The organism is Staphylococcus simulans, assembly GCF_025561465.1.
Taxonomy (GTDB): Bacteria; Bacillota; Bacilli; order Staphylococcales; family Staphylococcaceae; genus Staphylococcus; species Staphylococcus simulans.
This window is the reverse complement of sequence record NZ_CP095100.1, coordinates 2,525,173-2,547,278: the sequence shown is the minus strand read 5'-3', so window position 1 is coordinate 2,547,278 and position 22,106 is coordinate 2,525,173. Positions and strand designations below refer to the sequence as shown.

General features: G+C 37.2%; 18 protein-coding genes. 9 read left to right on the top strand and 9 right to left on the bottom strand.

Going from position 1 to position 22,106, the window contains the following annotated elements; translation table 11 throughout:
• Positions 1-103 precede the first annotated feature (103 nt).
• From MUA87_RS12100 to MUA87_RS12085, 4 genes are all read left to right on the top strand, one after another.
• A complete protein-coding gene (locus MUA87_RS12100; RefSeq protein WP_023014918.1) occupies positions 104-604 on the top strand; it encodes an isoprenylcysteine carboxyl methyltransferase family protein in 501 nt (166 codons plus the stop codon).
• A gap of 158 nt (positions 605-762) precedes the next feature.
• On the top strand, positions 763-1,488 hold the full coding sequence (locus MUA87_RS12095) for an alpha/beta hydrolase (protein ID WP_023014919.1): 726 nt from the start codon (positions 763-765) through the stop codon (positions 1,486-1,488).
• 278 nt (positions 1,489-1,766) lie between these two features.
• Entirely contained in the window at positions 1,767-2,330 is a 564-nt protein-coding gene (locus tag MUA87_RS12090) for a TetR/AcrR family transcriptional regulator (RefSeq protein ID WP_057510339.1), read from the top strand.
• Positions 2,331-2,633: 303 nt separating this feature from the next.
• Entirely contained in the window at positions 2,634-3,965 is a 1,332-nt protein-coding gene (locus MUA87_RS12085; RefSeq protein ID WP_060804219.1) for a sodium-dependent transporter, read from the top strand.
• A 109-nt stretch (positions 3,966-4,074) separates the two neighbouring features.
• Here the strand turns inward: MUA87_RS12085 and MUA87_RS12080 are convergent, their stop codons facing one another.
• Positions 4,075-4,677, bottom strand: a complete 603-nt coding sequence (locus MUA87_RS12080) for a CPBP family intramembrane glutamic endopeptidase (RefSeq protein WP_262550892.1) — start codon at positions 4,675-4,677, stop codon at positions 4,075-4,077.
• 495 nt (positions 4,678-5,172) lie between these two features.
• Between MUA87_RS12080 and MUA87_RS12075 the strand changes: the two genes are divergently transcribed.
• Positions 5,173-6,078: a PLP-dependent cysteine synthase family protein gene (locus tag MUA87_RS12075; RefSeq protein WP_262550890.1), complete on the top strand. Its 906-nt coding sequence runs from the start codon at positions 5,173-5,175 to the stop codon at positions 6,076-6,078.
• Positions 6,079-6,093: 15 nt separating this feature from the next.
• Positions 6,094-7,242 carry a bifunctional cystathionine gamma-lyase/homocysteine desulfhydrase gene (locus MUA87_RS12070; RefSeq protein WP_061054942.1) on the top strand — a complete coding sequence of 383 codons (1,149 nt, stop codon included), beginning with the start codon at positions 6,094-6,096 and terminating at the stop codon, positions 7,240-7,242.
• A gap of 72 nt (positions 7,243-7,314) precedes the next feature.
• Here MUA87_RS12070 and merB read toward each other — a convergent pair whose 3' ends face one another.
• Positions 7,315-7,914 carry an organomercurial lyase gene (gene merB / locus MUA87_RS12065; RefSeq protein WP_002480377.1) on the bottom strand — a complete coding sequence of 200 codons (600 nt, stop codon included), beginning with the start codon at positions 7,912-7,914 and terminating at the stop codon, positions 7,315-7,317.
• Between the two features lie 106 nt (positions 7,915-8,020).
• Here merB and MUA87_RS12060 point away from each other — a divergent pair, with 106 nt between their 5' ends.
• Positions 8,021-8,800, top strand: coding sequence for an arylamine N-acetyltransferase family protein (locus MUA87_RS12060; protein WP_002480378.1), 780 nt, complete (start codon positions 8,021-8,023; stop codon positions 8,798-8,800).
• A gap of 90 nt (positions 8,801-8,890) precedes the next feature.
• Here MUA87_RS12060 and MUA87_RS12055 read toward each other — a convergent pair whose 3' ends face one another.
• Positions 8,891-11,368, bottom strand: a complete 2,478-nt coding sequence (locus tag MUA87_RS12055) for a 5'-nucleotidase C-terminal domain-containing protein (RefSeq protein WP_262550888.1) — start codon at positions 11,366-11,368, stop codon at positions 8,891-8,893.
• Between the two features lie 518 nt (positions 11,369-11,886).
• On the opposite strand from MUA87_RS12055, the gene MUA87_RS12050 reads away from it, so the two are divergent.
• Positions 11,887-12,894 carry a LysM peptidoglycan-binding domain-containing protein gene (locus MUA87_RS12050; RefSeq protein WP_002480380.1) on the top strand — a complete coding sequence of 336 codons (1,008 nt, stop codon included), beginning with the start codon at positions 11,887-11,889 and terminating at the stop codon, positions 12,892-12,894.
• A gap of 89 nt (positions 12,895-12,983) precedes the next feature.
• On the opposite strand, the gene MUA87_RS12045 is transcribed toward MUA87_RS12050, so the two are convergent.
• The 6 genes from MUA87_RS12045 to gltC all read right to left on the bottom strand — a co-directional run bounded on the left by MUA87_RS12045 (position 12,984) and on the right by gltC (position 17,457).
• Complete coding sequence (locus MUA87_RS12045; RefSeq protein ID WP_002480381.1) at positions 12,984-13,280, bottom strand: HesB/YadR/YfhF family protein; 297 nt, start codon at positions 13,278-13,280, stop codon at positions 12,984-12,986.
• A 358-nt stretch (positions 13,281-13,638) separates the two neighbouring features.
• The gene (locus MUA87_RS12040; RefSeq protein WP_023014927.1) at positions 13,639-13,911 is read right to left on the bottom strand and encodes a hypothetical protein; all 273 of its coding nucleotides are present in this window, start codon (positions 13,909-13,911) and stop codon (positions 13,639-13,641) included.
• Positions 13,912-13,991: 80 nt separating this feature from the next.
• Positions 13,992-14,774 carry a YibE/F family protein gene (locus tag MUA87_RS12035; RefSeq protein WP_002480383.1) on the bottom strand — a complete coding sequence of 261 codons (783 nt, stop codon included), beginning with the start codon at positions 14,772-14,774 and terminating at the stop codon, positions 13,992-13,994.
• Positions 14,771-15,883 (bottom strand): YibE/F family protein, encoded by a 1,113-nt coding sequence (locus MUA87_RS12030; protein ID WP_002480384.1) that lies wholly within the window; start codon positions 15,881-15,883, stop codon positions 14,771-14,773. Before MUA87_RS12030 ends, MUA87_RS12035 begins: the two co-directional genes overlap by 4 nt.
• 95 nt (positions 15,884-15,978) lie before the next feature.
• Complete coding sequence (locus MUA87_RS12025) at positions 15,979-16,374, bottom strand: hypothetical protein (protein ID WP_070625447.1); 396 nt, start codon at positions 16,372-16,374, stop codon at positions 15,979-15,981.
• Positions 16,375-16,572: 198 nt separating this feature from the next.
• The gene (gene gltC, locus MUA87_RS12020; protein ID WP_107539943.1) at positions 16,573-17,457 is read right to left on the bottom strand and encodes a glutamate biosynthesis transcriptional regulator GltC; all 885 of its coding nucleotides are present in this window, start codon (positions 17,455-17,457) and stop codon (positions 16,573-16,575) included.
• Positions 17,458-17,604: 147 nt separating this feature from the next.
• On the opposite strand from gltC, the gene gltB reads away from it, so the two are divergent.
• A complete protein-coding gene (gene gltB / locus MUA87_RS12015) occupies positions 17,605-22,095 on the top strand; it encodes a glutamate synthase large subunit (protein ID WP_262550885.1) in 4,491 nt (1,496 codons plus the stop codon).
• Positions 22,096-22,106 lie beyond the last annotated feature (11 nt).

The window sequence follows — 22,106 nt, the reverse complement described above, 5'->3', positions numbered from 1 at the left end:
CTATATGAAACCAATTATCCTTATTCGTTGGATATCCGGATTTTGGCTATCGTTCAAAATTCGGATTTTTTAATTCTTTGAGAAAAGGCAGGTTACGCTTTTTATGGTTTTAATGATTCTAGGTTTATTCTTTATTATTCGCTTATACTCTTTATCCATCTCTATTCGTCATGAGCGTGAATTGATTGCGCAAGGTGCAGTGCAATATGGCGCAAAGAACTCAAAATATCTTGCGTTATTACATATTTTAATTTATGTGGTCAGCTTTGTTTATGCGACAATCGCTCAACCCGCATTTAATGTAGTATCACAAATTGGCCTCGTATTACTGATCGTCAGTTATGTGATGTTGTTTTGGGTCATTCGTACACTAGGTCCAATTTGGACGTTGAAGGTCTACATACTTAAAGAACATCATATTGTAAAATCAGGGCTCTTTAAATTCGTTAAACATCCCAATTACTTCTTAAATATTATTCCTGAATTAATCGGTGTGATTTTATTAACACAAGCTTATCCAGTAAGTGTACTGCTTATTCCGTATGCAGTTTCACTATATGTACGCATTCAACAAGAAGAAAGCGCGATGGCACATCTTAAATAAATAACATAACGGTGTAAGACTAAGAACAAATTTTAAACGTTCTTAGTCTTTTTTGTTAAGAGTTTTACAATATTTAATGGCGTTTAATTGAAGGTGGAAATAAGGAGGAAAGAGAACCTATAATAGAATTAATACGAATGTGTTGGAGGTGAGTAAGTATGTTGAAGGTGAAAGCACCGAAACATCTCTTTTTGGAAGGGGGAGATGAAGCGGTGTTGTTGTTGCATTCTTTTACTGGGACTGTACAAGATGTCAAAGAAGTAGCAGAAGCATTACATAAAGAGGGTTATACCTGTTATGCGCCTTGTTATAGGGGGCATGGTCTGCCTGTTTCTGAGTTCGTACAATATGATATTAGAGATTGGTGGGAAGATGCAGAAGCGGCTTATGGTTTTCTACATGCAAAGGGATACCGTAAAATCACTGTTCTTGGCGTGTCGTTAGGTGGTATTTTTGCATTAAAAATAGCTGAACAATTTGACGTAGATCGTGTGATTGGGATGTCAGTGCCTTATCATAAATCTGCAGAAGGTGTGTTAAGCAGATTGAACCATTATGGTACACGACTACAATACTATATTGGTTGTACTGAAGAGGAACAAGCAGAAGAAATGGCATATGTGCCTGCTTATCAAGAGGGTGCCGCCCATTTTGAAGCGTTTGTGAATCAAACCATGAATGAGCTTGGCAGAATCAAAGCACCGACACTGTTATTATACGGTGGAAAAGATGATGTTTCGTATAAGGAAAGTGTAGATAGCATCGCTAAAAAGTTGGTTCATGCATCGGATATTGAAACTGGATGTTTTGAGGATTCAGGTCATTTAATGACAAGAAGCACAGAGAAACAAAAAATCATAGAAAAAATCATTAATTTTATGTAAGATTAAAATGAATTTTTGTGAAACCGTTTTACTTAACAACGAAAGTAGCGTAAAATCATACAAGATAATGTTTTTTTCAGAGTGTTCGTATATGATAAGATGGCCATAAGAGTACTTTTACTATTAAATTTTCTACGAACACTCGAACCGTGTGTTGACTGTGATAGTTAAATATAGAGTATTCGATTGTAAATCAACAAACAAAAACTAATTACCCTGAAAAATAGATATTTCCACCCAAGAAGAGAAAGAGAAAGATGAATTGGAGGGATTTCGTTATGAAAAACGAAATAGTCAACAACGCGATTGAGCTATTTGCGAAAAAAGGATACTATGGTTGTACTTTAGAAGAAATAGCCAACAGTGTATCTATAAAAAAAGCGAGCTTATACTATTATTTCCCAAGCAAAGCTAATATTTATGAAGCATGTTCAAATAGAATTATCCAATATTTTAATAGAATCTTAGACTTACAAGAAAATATATCGCAACGTACTTTAGAAAACTTACGTCAATTTATCATAGATATGGTTTTTAAACCTAACATCAGTTATTTACGTATGTATATACAATTTAACCAAGCACCAGATGAGTTTAAAGAACAACTGTATCAAGGTATTGCTACACTGCATAGTAAATTGAATCGTATTTTAGAACTTTATTACGAGGTAAATGACATTTCAATGCCTATCAGAGAGTTTAAAGATTTAATGTTAGGTATTATGGAAAGTGGCTTTATTAGAACAACTTTCGTTAATTACTTTGATGAATTAAGTTATCGCAGATATACTATGGAAAAAGATGTTGAAGCAACATTAAACGCTTTGCTGGAATTAGAATAAGTGCATATTGATCGTAACTTTAAAGCAAGATGAGATTATCCAAAAGGGTAATCTTTTTTTATGCCATTTTGAGTTGAAAATGAATGCATAAGCAATGTTAAGTAGCTTTAAGAGATACGAGATAGAAAAAATCGAAAATATATGAGAAAGCCTATGATGACAAGGTTACAACAAGATATTCTGTTTAATTGCTAGTTGAGGGATTGCTATATTTGTGTTATAGTATACTTACTTACATGAACGCTTTAACGCTTTAAAGTAAATTAGTTTTTAGCCTGAAAATAACAGAAAAGGATGAGCAGCGTGTCGAAACAATCACAGTGGAAAACCTCAACCGGATTTATTTTAGCAAGCGCAGGTTCGGCCATCGGATTAGGGGCCATGTGGAAATTCCCATATATGGCTGGTATCTATGGCGGCGGTGCGTTTCTACTTATGTTTTTAATATTTACAATTTTTATAGGCTTGCCGTTACTCATTATGGAATTTACAATCGGTAAGCTTGGAAGAACTTATACAACCGCTATTTTCGGTAAATTATCAAATAAGAAATGGACAAATGTTATTGGCTGGAGCGGTAACCTCGCTGTCTTTGTCTTATTTGGTTTCTATAGCGTTGTTGGTGGTTGGATTATGATTTATATCGCACAAGTTGCGATGCAGATAATAGGACTAAGAGACGGGACACTTGGCAGTATTCAATTTGAACAAGTCATCTCAAGTCCGCTTTATACCATGTTAGGACAAGGTTCTTTTATCTTAGTGACGATGGTAATTGTTATGTTAGGTGTTGAGCATGGGCTTGAGAAAGCATCTAAAGTTATGATGCCTTTGCTGTTCATCTTTTTAATATTAATTGTGGTACGTTCACTCTCATTAGAAGGTGCTTCTGAAGGTGTACGTTTCTTATTAGAACCACGTATGGAAGAGCTATCTATGGAAGGTATTCTCTTTGCGCTTGGCCAATCATTCTTCGCCCTCTCATTAGGAACGACAGGGATGATTACGTACGCAAGTTATGCCCCTAAAGAAATGACGATTAAAACTTCTGCGTTATCCATTGTAATTATGAATATTATTGTGGCATTACTTGCAGGTTTAGCGATCTTCCCTGCAATCAATGCGTTTGGTTATAAACCAGAAGAAGGTCCTGGCTTACTCTTTAAAGTACTGCCGCATGTATTTGAGAAAATGAGCTTTGGTCCAGGATTTTATTTCATCTTCTTGATTTTATTCTTATTCGCAGCGTTAACATCATCCATTTCATTACTGGAATTGAATGTGTCTAACTTTACTAAGAATGACAACCGTAAACGTGGTAAAGTAGCTTTAATCGGCAGTATATTAGTCTTTATTATCAGTATCCCAGCAACTTTATCATTTAGTACATTAAGTCATATACACTTTTTAGCGGGTACGATTTTCGACAATATGGACTTTTTAGTTTCTAATATTTTAATGCCTTTAGGCGCACTTGCGACGACTTTATTTGTCGGTCAATTATTGAAAAAAGAAGACCTGAAATCAGTATTTGGTAATGATCGTTTGAAAATTTTTATGCCTTGGTATTACTTAGTTAAATATGTCTTGCCTGTGGTAATACTCTTAGTTTTCGTCATCCAATTCTTTAATTAAAATAAAATGAATCACAAAATAAAATTCCCGTTGCATCATGCATGCAGCGGGAATTTTTTACTATTTAGTCTCAATATCTAACTTAATTTGAGAATGTATCCAGTAAGCTTTATGGAGTCTCCACCTTATTGAATTTACGCTTTAGCTTTATATATTGGTGATGCTCCCACTTATGACGCAACTGTTTAAAGTCATCAGATTTAAGATAGACAAGTAACCCTATAAGTGCAGTTAAAACTAACAAGATATTAATAACAACATTAATCTGTTCATAGCTATATTCATAGAGGTGAACGCTAGAATTATTAAGTATGTGCAGTAAGATAGTGATTTTGATATCTCTAGTTAATGCAAAAACGATACTGTAAATGAATCCTGGAACTAAATAAGGGAAAACATGCTGGTAATCGCCTGAGACTACCACATGAAGAAAGCCGAAAATGATTGTAGAAAGTGTTACATAAATTGCCATTCTCAAAAACATGGATTTGCGGTTAGTTTCGTTAAACAGAAAAGAAGTGGCGGTTAAAATAATGATAAAAAGCATACCTCTAAATATTACTTCTTCTATGATAGGTGCATTAAAACTAGTACCAAGAAATGAAGAAGGAAAATCAACAGCTTTCTCTTTTAAAATCTTTTGATTCTCTGACTCGCCTGTGTAAACAAGTCTACTTAGAATACTTGTGGAAAAATAGGAAACAGTAATCAAGGAAAATTTGATAGATCAACCTAATTTTGTTGATTGAACGTATTTGGGGTTGAATAAAGAAGGTATATGACATATTTTCAAATAATACTGATAAACGAATAAAACGAGTATCGGAATAATAATATAAAGTACACATAGTGTTATCGGATTTTCAAAGTGATCAGTCGCAAATAATAAGCTATACATAAAAGCACTCATGAGTAGTATTGATATGATAATCCATTTAATTGCTAGAAAAATAGTTTGTATGAAGTTTTTAAAAGTATTGTGCGTGTGAAGCACGTTGCATCCTCTCCTAACTTTTAATTTTATTTTGATTATTTGTGAATAGACACAATGAAGTTACATCAATATTTTTAAGTTACACTTTAAGAGAAAATTGCATTTACAACTGCATTGCGCTATAATTCATACCAGTACGATAGGAATAATGGGAATGAATGATGGGAAACAGGAGTCGGGCCTGTCATCATGCATTTCACGGGGAGGACATCTATGATTGGATTTGATTTAATCGGCAATACACCTTTGGTTAAATTAGAGTCGTTCAGTGATGATAAAGTATCAATTTATGTAAAACTAGAACAATTCAACCCTGGCGGCAGTGTAAAAGACCGCTTAGGCAAATATTTAATTGAACAAGCAATGGAACGTGGACGAATTAAGCGCGGTGACACAATAGTGGAAGCCTCAGCAGGCAATACGGGTATTGGCTTAGCAATTGCGGCGAACCACTATGGTTTACAATGTGTGATTTATGCGCCGATCGGTTTTGCGTCAGAAAAGATTTCAATTATGGAAGCATTAGGCGCAAAAGTGATTCGTACACCGCAAAATGGCGGTATGTTAGGTGCGCAACAAGCGGCACGTGATTATGCGGCTGAACATGGTGCGTATTATACGAATCAGTTTGAGTCAGAAGATAATCCAGGTGCGTATCGAGATACGATGGCACAAGAAATCTTAAAAGAATTGCCGAAAGTAGATTACTTTGTGGCAGGTGTCGGTTCAGGCGGAACATTTACAGGAACTGCCGAAGTATTAGCACAACACGGTGTTAAAAATGTCATTGTTGAACCTGTCGGGTCAGTGTTAAACGGTGGTAAAAAACGCCTGCATGACACAGAAGGTATCGGTTCTGAAAAATGGCCGGGCTTCTTAGATAAAGGTTTAGTAACGGACATTTTAACTATTACAGATGAAGATGCCTTTCATAATGTAAAACAACTTGCGCTACAAGAAGGACTGTTAGTAGGCAGTTCCTCAGGTGCCGCATTACAAGGTGCATTAGAAATTAAAGCACGTATAGACAAAGGAACGATTGTCACAGTCTTCCCAGACGGCAGTGATCGTTATATGTCTAAATCGATTTTTAATTATTCGGGAAAAAATAAGGCGTAAAGGAGTTAAAGATTTATGAATAAGAAAACACAAATGGTACATGGCGGCCATACAACAGATGATTATACAGGTGCGGTAACGACACCGATTTATCAAACAAGCACTTATTTACAAGATGATATCGGGGATTTGCGTGAGGGTTATGAATATTCACGTAGCGGTAATCCAACACGTGCTGCACTAGAAAGTGCGATTGCAGATATAGAATATGGACGTTTTGGTTTCGCATTCGGCTCAGGTGTAGCCGCGATGTCTGCAGTTATCATGTTATTAGATAAAGGTGACCACATCGTTGTGAATTCTGATGTCTACGGCGGTACATTCCGAGTGTTGACGAAAGTGTTCAATCGCTTTGGTATTGATGCGGACTTTGTAGATACAACAGAAGTTGAAAAAATTGAAGCAGCGATTAAACCAGAAACAAAAATGTTAATGGTTGAAACACCATCTAACCCATTATTACGTGTGACGGATATTAAAGCTTCAGCAGAAATTGCGAAAAAGCATGATTTGATTTCTGTAGTGGATAATACATTCATGTCTCCTTATTTCCAAAATCCATTAAAACTAGGTGCAGACATTGTCTTACATTCTGCTTCTAAATATATCGGTGGCCACAGTGATGTTATCGGTGGTTTACTCGCAACAAGCGATGAAGATTTAGCTGAACGTCTTGGCTTCATTCAAAACTCAACAGGCGGTGTGCTTGGACCACAAGACAGTTATTTATTAATTCGTGGTATTAAAACATTAGGTTTACGTATGGAACAAGTCAGCCGTAGTGCAGTGGCAGTTGCGAAAATGCTTGCGGAACACCCTAATGTTCAAAAAGTATATCATCCAAGCTTAGAAAGTCATCCAAATCACGATGTACATGAAAACCAAGCATCAGGTCATACAGGTGTTGTGTCATTTGTAGTTTCTGATATTGATGCCGCAAAGGCAGTGATTCGTGAAACAGAATACTTCACATTAGCTGAAAGCTTAGGTGCAGTGGAAAGTTTAATTTCAGTACCTGCTCTAATGACACACGCTTCTATTCCAAAAGAAGTACGTGAAAAAGAAGGTATTGAAGACGGTTTAATCCGTTTATCTGTTGGTATTGAAGATACAGAAGACTTAGTCGCTGATTTAAAACAAGCTTTAGACCAATTACAAAAATAATTTCATATAAAGATGTATAGAATAAAGGTGCCTTCCAAGTCGGAGAGGCACCTTTATCATTTAAGCAATTTGCTATTCATTGATTTCGCGAATTTCGAAAATCTCTTTAGCAACCGTATCTGCTTCAGTAAGTGGTAAAGCGTGATAAGTTGTATGATTTTCGACCGCAATATTTTGATTGATATGTGTGTGATAGTATTGATCTAATGCGTTTTTATTGATGAAAAATTGAATTTCAGGACAACAACTGTCTGCACACTGTGTTTCTGAACATAAGTTTTTAAATAATACATAGATAGCTGGATTCTCAGTGTTAAGTTGACCGTTTTTAAGTGAGATTTGAATCGGTTCTTTCGTTTCTGCGCATTGTGCTTCTATATGAATCGGTTCATTCAAGGCATAGTGAATGCCTAATGCATCAATCGCACACATCGCATAGACAGTGGTATGATCTGAAAGCTGAACTTTAAATGAAGTTGGATGTGTCGCAAAAGGATAGAGACAAGTGATAAGGTGGTCTTGTACAACAATCACATGTTTATCAAGTAATGTTTGATAAGCGTCTGTAAATGCAGGGGGAGTAGTCGGTTGTTTAACAATCTCTCGAATTAAAGATTGTCTTTGTTGATGTTCATGCGGTGTAAGTAACGCATCAAAATTAAAGTAATGCATCTAAAACGACTCCTTTCTCTTTAATCGTAATAATTTCGATTTAATTCTACGCCTATTAAACATATTAAACAAATAAAACAAAATATATAGAAAGGGAAGATAAAGTATGGTGGATTTTGCAAGACTAGAACAATATTTAGAAATAGATACTGATCAATACCATGATACAAGTTTAGAAACATTAAATGCCTATATCAGACAATATGCGCTGCATGTACCCTTTGAGAATATCAATGTACAAAATGGCTGGCCGCTTGCGTTAACAGATGAAGCGATGATGCATAAAGTTGTTGATGAACAACGTGGAGGCTTTTGTTATGAAATGAATTATTTCTTTAAACATTATCTGGAATATAAAGGTTTTGAAGTGAAGGCATTATCTGCAACTGTGTTAAGTCCAAAAGGGTGGGCGCGTGAAGGTTCGCATATGTCACTTCAAGTCGTAATTGAAGGTGTACCGTATGTTGTAGATGTCGGTTTTGGAGATATGCCGAAGTTTGCGTTGCCGATGGATGAAACGAGTATGCAGGACGTGACAGGCAGTTATCGTGTGCATCACGTCGATGAGACACATTATGATATTGAAAAATGGTCTAATGATAATCATCAATGGCAGACTAGTTATCGTGTATTAAATGAGCCGAAACAATTAGATGATTTTAAAGATGGCATTGAATTTAACCAATCCAGTCCAGATTCTATCTTTGTGCAAGGTTTATTGATCACAATAGCAACCGAAGTCGGACGTAATACGTTGACTGAAAATCATTTAACATTATTGGTCAATGGTGAGAAGACTGTTCAAGATACAACGCCTGATAATTATCAAGCATTCTTAGAGAAGTACTTTGGAATTCCTGAAATGACGATTCAGACATTTGAATAGTCATACAGTTATGAGATGAAAACAGTAAAATCATAAGTGAGAAAAAGAAACAGCACAACCTCTGAAAAATCAGAAGTTGTGCTGTGTTTTTTATGCCGCATGATCTCGTTTGCGTGAGATATATGCCACACCTAAACCTGTCAATACTAAACCGATTGGCCATACTGGAAGATCATTGCTTCCTGTATCCGGTAAAGTCTGTTCAGTGTTTGAGTCATTTTTCGTAGTTGAAGCTGTTTTAGCTTGTTGTTGTGCATGGTTGGCATGCAATGGGTAAACATTTGAAGTTTTTGTTGTTAGATGAGACTGAATTGTCTCTAGGTTTGTCACAGCTGAGTTAACCTGCGCTGTAGTTGTTTGATGTGCTGTCATTGATGCGCTGTTTTGTGACGCATTAACTTGTGATGTACCTGCTTGTGCTGTTGTTGTAGCTGCAGGGAACGGAATTACATTTGAAGTTGAAGCTGTTGGTTGCGTTGTTTGTGTGCTTGCGACAGGTTGTAATGCTGGTTGTGTCGGTACTGCAGGTGTTGTTGTATTTGGTGCTGGTTGTGCAGTATCGCCAGTTGCTGGTTGTGTTTCTGTATCTGCTTGTTCCTCTGTTTGTGCCACAGGTGGTTGACCGTTGATAATACGGCTGATTTTGTCAGTGTCGTATTGTGATAAGTCTGCTTCTCTTAAGTAATCTGAGAAGACTTTATCTAAAGAGCCGCCTTCTTCACGTAAACCGCCTAACATGTCGTAACCGTCGCCGCCTGAAGCGGTAAAGTCATTTGTAGTCATGTAGTAAGTACGGTTAGGATCTAACGCTTCAAATTGTTGTGTCTGTTTGTTTAATACTTCGATTTTTAACACGCGTTCGCCGGGCGCTTTATTAATATCGTAATAAACACGAATTGATTTAGAAATATGCAAGAACGCGCCGTTAGCGCCTAATTGTCCATTTTCAACAGGTGCGCTTAAACTATGTTCAAACATTTTTGCGACATCTGTCCCTTTGACTTGGATTTGTGAAATCGTGTTGCCGAAAGGTAAGACAGTAATGATATCGCCTAGTGTAACATCTTGGTTTTTGTCGATAGAAGCACGGATTCCGCCTCCATTTGTGACTGCGAAATCAGCAGGATGGGAAAAGCCGTTTTGGCTGTATGCTTCCATACTGTCCGCAATTGCGTTACCTAAGTTTGTTTCGTGTCTGCGCACGTCATCACGTTCACCTTGGAATTGAATTGTATTATTAGGAATAATGACTTCTGAAACTTGAGCATCGAATTTCGCTTTAGCTTCATCAAGTTGTTGTTGTAAAACAGGGTCTGGTGTAACATCTGCTGTATCTTTAACGTTGATTAATGAAGCATTCAAGTTAGAGATAGTCCCATTTTGATAATCGAATTCAACTTTACCGATATTAGCGAGTGCTGTTCCTGTTTGTGCTAGTAAAGTATTACGATTAATTTTGCCATTTTCAATAACTGAGTGAGAATGGCCGTCTAATACGATGATTTCGTTGTCATAGAAACGACGGTCACGTGCGAGTGTATCCGCAAGTGTATCTCCGCGCCACTCTGCTTTAGTTGAAGGATCAATGCCTAGGTGGGATAAAATAACAAAGATATCTGTTTGAGCTTTAATTTGATTCATGATGTTTTGGACAGCAGGAATCGGTTCTGTAAATGTGACACCTTTAATGTTATCTGGGTGTGTTTTGACAGCTGTTTCTGGTGTCGTCACACCGATAATGCCGTAGTTAATCCCATTTTTGTTCACGATTGTGTAAGGGTCAAACATAAGCTTCCCATCTTTATATGTATTTGCGGAAAGAATAGGGAAGTTTAATTGTTCTTTGTACTTTTGTGCTTGTTCAACACCGAAGTCAAATTCATGGTTACCGACTGCCATTGCGTCGTAACCTACTTCGTTCATAGCATTTGCCATGTCTGCACCTTTCGTATTGTTTGAAATTGGTAATCCTTGGAAAGCATCACCAGAATCTAACATTAAATCAGGATTTTCTTGTTGTTTGACGGTTTTTAATTTAGCCATCCCGATGACACGTCCGTCTTCTTCTAAGATACGTCCATGCATATCGTTCGTGTGAAGAATTTTCGTGTGTTGTGTCGTTGTAGGTGTCGGTTCAGCTGCTTTAGGTTCAGATACAGCTGGTGTTGTATCTGGAGTAGCTTCAGTTGAAGGTGCTGTCTTTTGCGCTGATTCATTTGATTGAACAGTTGCTTCTGTTTTAGGTTCAACCGTCTGTGTTTGTGTTGCCGGTGGTGTTGTTTTATCTGTAGGTGCCTGTTCTGTTGTCACTGCCGGTTCATTTGAATCAGTCTTTGACGCAACATCTTCTGCAGGTTGTTCTGGTGAAGCTGATGGTTGAACAGGTTCAGGTGTTGCTTGTGTTGATTGCGTTGTTGTGTCAGATGCAGGTGTCGGTGCCGGCTGTTCGACTTTTACATCTGTTGTATTAGTTTCAGGTTGCGTTGTTTCTGCCGCGAAACTTGTGAAACTGAATACCATGAACAACATCGCAACTAAGAAGCAGGTTCTGATAAGTAGCTTGTGCATGAGGAGCCTCCTTTTCTATATCTCGTATGAAGTTATATATGCATGTCATGCATACAACACTATCTTATCAATGAAAGTTGTAGAGGGGTATTGTCTTTTTGTTAATTTTGTAAATTATTTAATCAAATTGTGTGATTAATATGATGAAGCTTTGTATTGGATAATAAAGGATAGAAAGTCTTCTTGAAAAGTAGGTTTTTGAATACGTTATGAGGCTGTAATCTTTCAAAAATGTATTAAATAGAAGAGATACGAATAGTATGAGATTCAGGATTATTAGGTCTACACAAAGCTATTATATCAATAAGTTAAGCGCTTACATTACTATTTAAAAAAGTTAAAAGAATCTTTTGTAATACAAATGTCATCTAATAATAATATAGCCTTGCTCAATGATGTGTATAATAATTAAGTGTATAGGTGGAAAAGAGAGAAAACGGTTATTGAACTTCTGTTGGGGCAGAACAGAAGATTCAAGACTGAAAGAGAGAATATACTATTGTCAGGAGGCATTTCCATTGCAAAAGAAAATTATTGCTGCTGTTGTAGGAACAAGTGCGGTTTCTGCTATCGCAACAGCTGGAGCTGCAGATGCAGCTACGACTTATAGAGTCCAAGCTGGTGACTCTTTATGGTCAATTGCTCAACGTCATAATACGTCAATTGCGAACATTAAATCATTAAACAACTTAAGTTCAAACTTAATCTTCCCGAATCAGGTCTTAAAAGTAGCTGGTTCTGCTAATACAAGCAGTCAACGTACTTCAGGTGGATCATCAGTTTCAGGTGGTTCAACTTATACAGTACAACCGGGTGATTCATTATCATTAATCGCGTCTAAATACGGTACAACTTACCAAAATATTATGCGATTAAATGGTTTAAACGGTTTCTTAATTCATCCAGGACAAGTATTGAAGGTGTCAGGTACAGCATCTAACAGTACGACAACTTCTAATACGACACGTGTTTCAGGTGGTTCAGTATATACAGTGCAACCAGGTGATTCATTATCATTGATCGCATCTAAATACGGTACAACTTACCAAAACATTATGAGTTTAAATGGTTTGAATAACTTCTTTATTTATCCAGGTCAAAAATTAAAAGTGACAGGTACAACTGCAGCGAATACAAATTCGCCATCACCAGGTGTATCAACATCAACAGGTGGATACTATTCACCAGTTTTCAATCACTCTAATTTATACGACTGGGGTCAATGTACATGGCATACATTTAACCGTCGTGCTCAAATCGGCAAACCAATCAGTACTTACTGGTGGCATGCATACAATTGGGACAATGCAGCACGTGCAGATGGTTACACAGTAGACCGTAACCCGACAGTAGGATCAATCTTACAATCAGATGCAGGTTACTTCGGCCATGTTGCTTTCGTAGAACGTATTAATGGTGACGGCAGTGTATTGGTGTCTGAAATGAACTTTACAGGCAACCCAGGTTACACAACTTACCGTACAATTCCAGCAAGCCAAGTCGGCTATTATAATTTCATTCATTAATTTGGATGTTAAACCCAGAGGTGGATAGGCCTCTGGGTTTTTAATATGAAAAACGAGAGGAACTGGTTATACCAATACCTCTCGTTATTTTATAGTTTTGTGCTTTTGTATTCAATTTCATCTGTTTCAGAGTTGTAATCTACTAATAAGTCTAGCCCTTTGAAGAACCATTCATCAGAATCGTTGATATAGAATGTGATGCGGTCGACTGTAACTGATACAGATGCGTTTTTGTCATGCGGTTCAATCTTGAATGCAGTTGTAAAATGTTCATGTAAACCAGTGTGTACATAAGCTTGTACGTAGAAGTTGACCTTATCTCCTGGCTCTAAGTCTAATTCGTTTCTAAACCATTTCAATGCTTCGTCAGTGATTTGAAGTTTCATGTTGTTACCTCCTAGGTGTTGCTGCATACTAAACTGTGTCGATAGGCAGAAGTACTATTGAAATATATCTCTATTTACCACCGATTATAGCAGTCTTTTGAAGAAAAGTCTTGCACAATCTGTATTTAAAGCTATTAAAAAATGAATTGATAATCAGTTGTAATAGATTGGACAAATTAGTTGAATGAAAGTGAAACTTTGTGTGTTAAGTTGGATGAATAGGTTGTCATAACTACCAAAGACAGCGATTTAATTCAGTGGAACTTCAAATAGAATAAGTGGAATAAGTTGTATCATCGAAAAAATGAAGGCTCTATTTTATATCCAAGTGACATAAAATAGAGCCTTCATTTTAAATTTATTTTGATTTTAATGATTTGAAGCGGTTATAAGAAGTTGCAACGACTGTTGCTAAGTTAGCGAATGAGAATACTTTTGTAAGGAAGCGTCCTGATTTTAATGCTGTATAGAAATCAAGAATGCCTCCTGTGACGTTAATCGCTAAACCGATGCTTGATAATTTACGATTTTTAGAATCATAGGCATAAGCATTATAAGCTTCAATACCATAACCGACAATATTTAACGTATTAGATAAACGACGTAATTTTGATTTAGGTTGTTTTGCCATGAAAAATAAACCTCCTATCCTGATTAGATACCTACACATTATAACATTGCGCAAAATGTATGACGATAGATTGACTCACCTTAGTTTTGTGTAGTCTGAACGACTTTAGCTTTTGTTTGACGTTTGATTAGCCAAGCAGTTATCCAGGCGGTAATCGGTATACTCATCGCAACCGCGATGCCTCCAAATAGGATAGAAACAAATTCTTGTGCGAATATTTTAGAGTTAATGATATGGCCGAAAGAGTAATTCAATTTAAAGAACCAAAAGAATAACGTTAATTGGCCACCAAAGTATGCTAAGTAAATGGTATTTGCGGAAGTAGCTAAAATTTCTCTGCCTATACGCATGCCTGACTTAAACAATTCTCGTCGATTTAATTCAGGGTTCGTTTCGCTTAATTCATACATTGGTGAACTGATTGTTATGGCAAGGTCTACCACTGCCGCAATGACCGCAAGCAAGGTGGTGAAGACCATAAACTGAACCATGTTAATACCGATATTCATAGAGTAAACGTAGGTTTCGTCTTGTTGTTCGGCCGCAAACCCTTGTAAATGACCGAATGCCACGGCTAGATATATTGCGCTTAATAAAACAAGTGTCGTAATACAAGTACTATAAAAGGCAGCTTGTGTTTTAACATTATTGCCATTTAAACCAAATAAGTTCAAACTTGCGACTACTATGCAGAAGATTAAAGCGATAATCGGAATGGGTAACTGCAATACAATCGCAATCAAAGCAAGCAATACACAGACAAAGTTCAGAAATAACATGGCGTAAGAAATAGCGCCTTTCTTACCACCGAAGATGATCATTAAAATCAAAAGAATTAAGGCTAAAATAACTACCGCATTCATGTCTGCTCACCCCTTACTTTCACCCAGAGTTCCATTAATAAAATCGTGACAGGTATCGTTAACACAATACCAATTCCGCCAATGAGCGCACGTGCAATTTCTAATGACCAGTTCATAGAAATAGTGTAGGTAATCGTATTGGCGTTTCTTAAATAGATCAACATCATCGGCAAGCTGCCTGCTAAATAAGAGAAGAGTAAGATGTTAGTCATCGTACCCATAATATCTTGGCCGATATGTCGGCCGGCTAGTGCCCATCTTTTTAAATCAATCGCAGGTGTACGTTCTTTGATTTCATACATACCGCTTGCGATAGTAATTGCTACATCCATCACAGCACCTAATGTACCGACAATTACTGAAGCCATAAAGACTTCTTTAGGCGGTAATGTCAGTAAATCCATCGTTTCATATTTAATACCAGAACCGCCTGTAGCTTGAATCACCAACTCTGCAATACCGACACAAATAAAGGTGCCGAATAGAGTGCTGATAACGGTAATGAGTGTCCGCCAATGCCAACCTGTGACTAACAGTAATGTAATGACAGTTGCTAGTATCACTGCCAAACTCATTAACCAAAAGAGGCTGACTGAGGGTACCGCATTGTGAATCGCAATGGCACCTAAGATAGCGCCACTATTAATAATCAGCGATAAAATTGATTGTATGCCGACTTTGCGGCCAACCCATAATACTATCAGTAAGAAGATACCAGTGATGGCTACCACTAATGTATCGCGTTTCTTTTCTATAATCGTCGCATCATTCGGATGCTTATTAATATGTAACAGCACCTTATTATGCACATGAAACTTTTCAGAGTCCACTTGTGATTGATAATAAGTGTGCTTAATGGTTCCGGTTTGACCTTCGAACTTTCCATTTAATACTTTGAAGTTAAGCTGTTCCGTATATTTTGTATCTTGATTATGATGTTCATCCGTTACATCAACCGACTTTTGGTGATGAATTTTTGTAATTTCACCAATAGGCATGTGGTAAAAACGGGCATTAAATAATGTGAATAGCAGACTTGCGATAAAAATAACCGCAAAGCTGATCAACACCCAAGAAAACGGCTGATGCAGTCTTTGTTTGAATGACATAACCGTCACCCTTTCTAAGATTCTCAATCAAATATTAACAACGTGATTATAAGCTTAATGGAAGCAGAATGCCAATGATTTCAAATTTATTATTTTTACAAAAACTTTCCGTCTTTATAAATAACGCGTTCTTTTTGTCCGTCAATGAACTTATTATAATGTGCTTGTTGGAAGTCCGTGAGCAACATTCGAGATGTACTATATCTCACGATTTCATCGCCGACCTTCACAAACATTTTTCTATACAGCAAACCATCTTTCAAATAAATTTCATCAATGCTTGTCTTGTCTACGAGTGCTATTTCAAGGAAATCAAAAGTGAAGAAATCAACCGTCACCACCGCGAAAAAATCTTCTTCTCTTAAATAATAAATTTCTAAATTGTTACGTTTGTTTTGACCGACGAGTAAGCGTCCCTCTTTAAATTCATGTTCTGGATGATGAAGTTTCAAACATTCTAATAAATCTTTTTCTTTAAGTTTGTAACGCATTGAAAAGTTCCTTTCTATCTTTTATTTGTATTATAACTTTAAATCTATAATAAAGTAGTCATTTTTGGAAGCGTTTGTTTAATAGAAATTCAAATGATTTAAGAGTCAAAATTAACAAACAAAGAAACCTCTACGGTGAGCCGAATTATATCGACATGTCGTAGAGGTTTTAATAAGAACAGAATATTATTGTTCATTTTAATGATAAACCGAAGTATGAGAAAGCAGGGTAGTAATTTCTTTGAGTAAAGCAGTCAGTTCTGGTTTATGATTATCTTTTCTGACGATTACGCATAACGTTCGTTTGAGTTCTGTGTGCGCTAGGCTTAAACGTACAAACTGTTCGCTTTCTGGTAAAGCAATATATTGTGGTGTAATGACATAACCGCGATGATGTCTCAATAAATAGTTTGCTAAACGTTCAGTTGAAATACGATATGTAGTACATTTCGCTGTGTTTTCAAGAAGATGTATCAGTTGCTGAGGTAAATCTGTCATTAAAAATATCGGTTGTGTATTCAGTTGTTTTAAAGGCGGATTGACCGTCGCAGTTAATGGATCTTGTTTTGGCACATATAATTGATAGTTATCTTCGAATAGCGGTATGATTTCAATTTCATTATATTTCTTTAATGAAGAAGTTAAATCAACAAATGCTACATCTAAATCACGATTCAGAGTTGATTTTAATAATGTTTCATTTGATTGCCTCATAGGGAGGAGTGTTGTTGTATGTTCTTTTTCAAATTTTTGTATGAGTAATGTTAAGAGTTGTGAGACATAGCTTTCGACATAACCGATTTTAATACGTTTAGCTTCAGCTTCTTGTTCGTGTCGAAACATATTTAAAGTTTGTTCAGTTTGTTCGACAATTTTCGTTGCTTGGGTCATAAAGCGTTGACCAGCTTCGGTTAAATAAATATTTCTGCCTTCTCTTCTGAATAGTTTTGTATTTAACTCTTCTTCTAATTGTGAAATTTGGCGACTGATGGCTGATTGCGCAATGTTCAGTTCTAAAGCAGCTTCAGATAAATGTTCTCTTTTAGCAACTTCAATGAAGTATTTAAGTTGTTTAAATTCCATGATTTTCTGCACCACACTTATTGTTCTAATTATTAGAATGATATCATCTAATTTTTGAATTGAACAGAAGAATACCCTCCTATATTATAATAGTTATCGATAATAATCTGAAAATTCATACAACGCATATTTAAAGGAGGAGCAAGCATGGTAAATGAGCAGAATCAAGGTTTGTACGATGCAAGAAACGAACATGATGCTTGCGGCATAGGATTTTATGCAAACATGGACAATTTACGATCGCATGATATTGTCATTAAGTCACTAGAAATGCTGCGCCGTTTGGATCACCGTGGGGGAATAGGTGCTGACGGGATGACTGGTGATGGAGCAGGAATTATGACTGAAATTCCATTTAAATTTTTCAAAGAACAGACAGACTTAGACTTACCTGAAGAAGGTAACTACGCTGTCGGTTTCTTTTTCGCTAATGAACGCATTGCAGGTTCAAGACACGAAACAATCTTTAAAGCCTATTTTGAAACTGAAGGTCTTCGCGTGATCGGGTATCGCGATGTGCCTGTGGATGTTTCAGCTGTTGCACCGCATGTTGCTGAAACAATGCCGGTCATTCAACAGGTCTTTATCGATTTAAATCATAGTGCAGATGCGGCGAAACGCTTATATCTCGCACGTAAACAAATTGAATTTTACGGTGATGAACAAGAGTTGGAACTATACTTCACAAGTTTATCTCCGAAAACAATTGTATATAAAGGTTGGTTACGTTCTGACCAAATTAAAGGATTATATGAAGATTTAAATCATCCTGATTATGAATCTAAATTAGGTTTAGTACACTCTCGTTTCAGTACGAATACATTTCCTAGTTGGAAACGTGCCCATCCTAACCGTTTGTTGATGCATAATGGTGAAATCAATACGATTCGAGGCAATGTCAACTGGATGCGTGCACGTCAGAAACGTTTAGTTGAAACCATTTTTGATGAAAATGATCGACCAAAAGTACATGCTGTATTAGATGTAGACGGCAGTGACTCTGCAATTGTCGACAATGCGCTTGAGTTTTTATCGCTTGCGATGGAACCTGAGAAAGCGGCGATGTTATTAGTGCCTGAACCATGGCAATACAGCAAAGCTAACCAAAGTGCTGTCCGTGCTTTTTATGAGTACTACAGTTATATGATGGAACCATGGGATGGCCCAACGATGATTGCTTTCTGTAATGGTGACAAAATCGGTGCTTTGACTGACCGTAACGGTTTACGTCCAGGTCGTTATACAGTTACGAAAGACAACTATATTATCTTCTCTTCTGAAGTCGGTGTAATCGATGTAGAGGAAGAAGATGTTGCGTTTAAAGGTCGCTTGAATCCAGGTCGTTTATTACTTGTTGATTTTGATAAACACGAAGTGGTACATAACCATATGTTGAAAGCAGAAATCGCAAGCGAGTTGCCTTATGAAACATGGTTGAAAAAACATAAAGTCGATTTAGATTTGGAAGTGCCGTTTGAATCAAAAGGTTGGGATTTTGAAACGGTTGAACGTTTACAAAAACAATTCGGTTATACACGTGAAGAAATTCATAAATATATGGCTGAATTAGTACGTGGTAAGAAAGATCCAATCGGTGCGATGGGTTATGATGCCCCGCTTGCGGTATTGAATGAACGTCCTGAATCGTTATTCAATTACTTCAAACAATTATTCGCACAAGTTACGAATCCGCCAATTGATGCGTATCGTGAAAAAATCGTAACAAGTGAATTGTCATACTTAGGTAAAGAAGGTAACTTGCTTGTACCTGATACAGATGCGTTGAATCGTCTTCAATTGAAACATCCTGTTTTAACAGAAGCGCAATTAAAAGTAGCAGAGAACGGACCATTCCGTGCGAAACATTTATCTACAGTATATAGCGGCAGCTTAGAAGATGCGCTAGAAGTGTTGAGAGAGAAAGCGGTTGAAGCGGTTAAAGCGGGTTATGACATTTTAGTCTTAGATGACAGCAGTTTACGTGATGAACCTGGCTACGCGATTCCGATTTTACTTGCAGTCAGCTACTTGCATCAGGCGTTGATTACTGAAGATTTACGCCAAGAAACAAGTTTAGTTGCGAAAGGTGGAGAAATACGCGAAGTCCACCATGTCGCTTGTTTATTAGGTTATGGTGCTAACGCAGTTGTACCTTATTTAGCACAAGAAACAATTGCGGCATTGGTAGAACAAGGTGAATTATCCGGACCTGTTGAAGCACAAGTGAAAACTTATACAGACGTGTTAGCTGAAGGGGTTATAAAAGTCATGTCTAAAATGGGTATTTCAACGGTTCAAAGTTATCAAGGTGCACAAATCTTTGAAGCAGTCGGTTTATCACATGACGTCATCGATAAATACTTTACAGGTACTCAATCTAAGTTATCTGGTTTAACGATTGATTTGATTGATGAAGAAAATAAAAAACGTCAAGGTCGTAAAGAAGAACATCTTGAATCAGGCAGTACGTTCCAATGGCGTCAACAAGGTCAATATCACGCTTTCAACCCAACTACCATTAGGTTGCTGCAACATGCATGTCGTGAAAATGACTATGACATGTTCAAAGAGTATTCAAAAACAGTGAATCATCAACGTACTGATCGTATTCGTCATTTAATGAAATTCAAATCACGTACACCAATCAGCATTGATGCGGTTGAACCGATTGAAGATATTGTGCACCGATTCAATACAGGTGCTATGAGTTATGGTTCAATTTCTGCCGAAGCACATAAAACTTTAGCAGAAGCGATGAACTTAATTGGCGGTAAGAGTAACAGCGGTGAAGGTGGAGAGGACCCTGAACGTTATGTGAAAGGTCCAGAAGGTGAAGATTATACAAGTACAATTAAACAAGTTGCATCAGGTCGTTTCGGTGTAACAAGTGATTATTTACAACATGCGACTGAAATTCAAATTAAAGTCGCACAAGGTGCTAAACCAGGGGAAGGCGGACAGTTGCCAGGTACGAAAGTTTATCCTTGGATTGCTGAAGTACGTGGTTCAACGCCAGGTATCGGCTTGATTTCACCACCACCTCATCATGATATTTACTCAATTGAAGACTTAGCGCAATTGATTCATGACTTGAAGAATGCGAACCCTCAAGCGAATATCGCTGTGAAATTAGTATCTAAGAGTGGTGTCGGTACAATTGCGGCAGGTGTTGCCAAAGCCTTTGCTGACAAAATCGTCATCAGCGGTTATGACGGCGGTACAGGTGCTTCACCTAAAACAAGTATTCAACATGCTGGATTGCCTTGGGAAATCGGTCTAGCAGAAACGCATCAAACATTAATGATGAACGATTTACGTTCACGTATCCGTTTAGAAACAGACGGTAAGTTATTAACTGGACATGACGTAGCTTATGCTTGTGCATTGGGTGCTGAAGAGTTTGGTTTTGCGACAGCACCGTTAGTTGTTTTAGGTTGTGTCATGATGCGTGTGTGCCATAAAGATACATGTCCTGTCGGCGTGGCTACACAAAACGAAGATTTACGTCAACTCTTTAACGGTCGTGCACATCACGTTGTTAACTTTATGCACTTTATTGCACAAGAATTACGTGAAGTATTCGCTGAACTTGGTTTACGTTCTGTTGAAGAATTGATTGGCCGAACTGATTTATTAGAAGCAAATCATTCGGTAGCTAATGAAAAAGCACGTTCACTTGATGTGGCACCGTTGCTTTATCAAAATGAAGGACCGACATTCAAACAAATTGAGCAACAGCATCACTTAGAAAAAGGTTTCGATCAAACAGAATTGATTCCGGATGCTGAAGCAGCAATTCAAGACGGTACTTTATTTAGAGGGACATATAAGTTGTGCAATGAGCAGCGTGATGTAGGCGTAACTGCCGGCAGCTTGATTACTCGCGCACATGGAGCGGAAGGTTTACCCGAAGATACAATCTATGTTGAAACTACAGGCCATGCAGGCCAAAGTGTCGGTGCATTTACACCTTCAGGATTAACAATTCATCATACAGGTGATGCCAATGACTATGTTGGTAAAGGTTTATCCGGAGGTAAGATTATCATTAATGCGCCAAATGAAGAACGTGAAGAAAATATTATTGTCGGTAATGTATGCTTCTACGGCGCTACAAGCGGTAAAGCCTTTATTAACGGTTATGCCGGTGAGCGTTTCTGTATCAGAAACAGTGGTGTTCATGCAGTTGTAGAAGGTATCGGAAATCATGGTTTAGAGTATATGACTGGCGGTCGTGTCATCGTATTAGGTAATGTCGGTGACAACTTCGGTCAAGGTATGAGTGGCGGTGTCGCTTACATCTTCCCTGATGATGTGGAACACTTCAAATCGTACAATGCATTACCAACACTTGATTTCGATACCATTACTGAACCAGAAGAATTTTCAATTATTAAAGACATGTTAGAAGAACATGTTCAATACACAGACAGCAAAAAAGCCAAAGCAGTATTAGCTGATTTTGATCATGTGGCTCAAAAAGTTGTCAAAGTTATTCCAAAAGACTACAAATTAATGATGCATAAAATTGAAGATCAAGAACGTAAAGCAGACAATTCTAAAGCAGCAATTTTGAATGCCTTCTACGATACACGTAAAGCAACAGACTTAGAAGGACCATTCTCAGTTGTTTATTAACGAAATAAGAA

Excerpts from the sequence above, each read along its gene's own strand:
- MUA87_RS12100 (WP_023014918.1), top strand. The coding sequence starts at position 104 with ATGGTTTTAATGATTCTAGGTTTATTCTTTATTATTCGCTTATACTCT.
- MUA87_RS12095 (WP_023014919.1), top strand. The coding sequence starts at position 763 with ATGTTGAAGGTGAAAGCACCGAAACATCTCTTTTTGGAAGGGGGAGAT.
- MUA87_RS12090 (WP_057510339.1), top strand. The coding sequence starts at position 1,767 with ATGAAAAACGAAATAGTCAACAACGCGATTGAGCTATTTGCGAAAAAA.
- MUA87_RS12075 (WP_262550890.1), top strand. The coding sequence starts at position 5,173 with ATGATTGGATTTGATTTAATCGGCAATACACCTTTGGTTAAATTAGAG.
- MUA87_RS12070 (WP_061054942.1), top strand. The coding sequence starts at position 6,094 with ATGAATAAGAAAACACAAATGGTACATGGCGGCCATACAACAGATGAT.
- merB (WP_002480377.1), bottom strand. The coding sequence starts at position 7,914 with ATGCATTACTTTAATTTTGATGCGTTACTTACACCGCATGAACATCAA.
- MUA87_RS12060 (WP_002480378.1), top strand. The coding sequence starts at position 8,021 with ATGGTGGATTTTGCAAGACTAGAACAATATTTAGAAATAGATACTGAT.
- MUA87_RS12055 (WP_262550888.1), bottom strand. The coding sequence starts at position 11,368 with ATGCACAAGCTACTTATCAGAACCTGCTTCTTAGTTGCGATGTTGTTC.
- MUA87_RS12045 (WP_002480381.1), bottom strand. The coding sequence starts at position 13,280 with ATGAAACTTCAAATCACTGACGAAGCATTGAAATGGTTTAGAAACGAA.
- MUA87_RS12040 (WP_023014927.1), bottom strand. The coding sequence starts at position 13,911 with ATGGCAAAACAACCTAAATCAAAATTACGTCGTTTATCTAATACGTTA.
- MUA87_RS12035 (WP_002480383.1), bottom strand. The coding sequence starts at position 14,774 with ATGAATGCGGTAGTTATTTTAGCCTTAATTCTTTTGATTTTAATGATC.
- MUA87_RS12030 (WP_002480384.1), bottom strand. The coding sequence starts at position 15,883 with ATGTCATTCAAACAAAGACTGCATCAGCCGTTTTCTTGGGTGTTGATC.
- MUA87_RS12025 (WP_070625447.1), bottom strand. The coding sequence starts at position 16,374 with ATGCGTTACAAACTTAAAGAAAAAGATTTATTAGAATGTTTGAAACTT.
- gltC (WP_107539943.1), bottom strand. The coding sequence starts at position 17,457 with ATGGAATTTAAACAACTTAAATACTTCATTGAAGTTGCTAAAAGAGAA.
- gltB (WP_262550885.1), top strand. The coding sequence starts at position 17,605 with ATGGTAAATGAGCAGAATCAAGGTTTGTACGATGCAAGAAACGAACAT.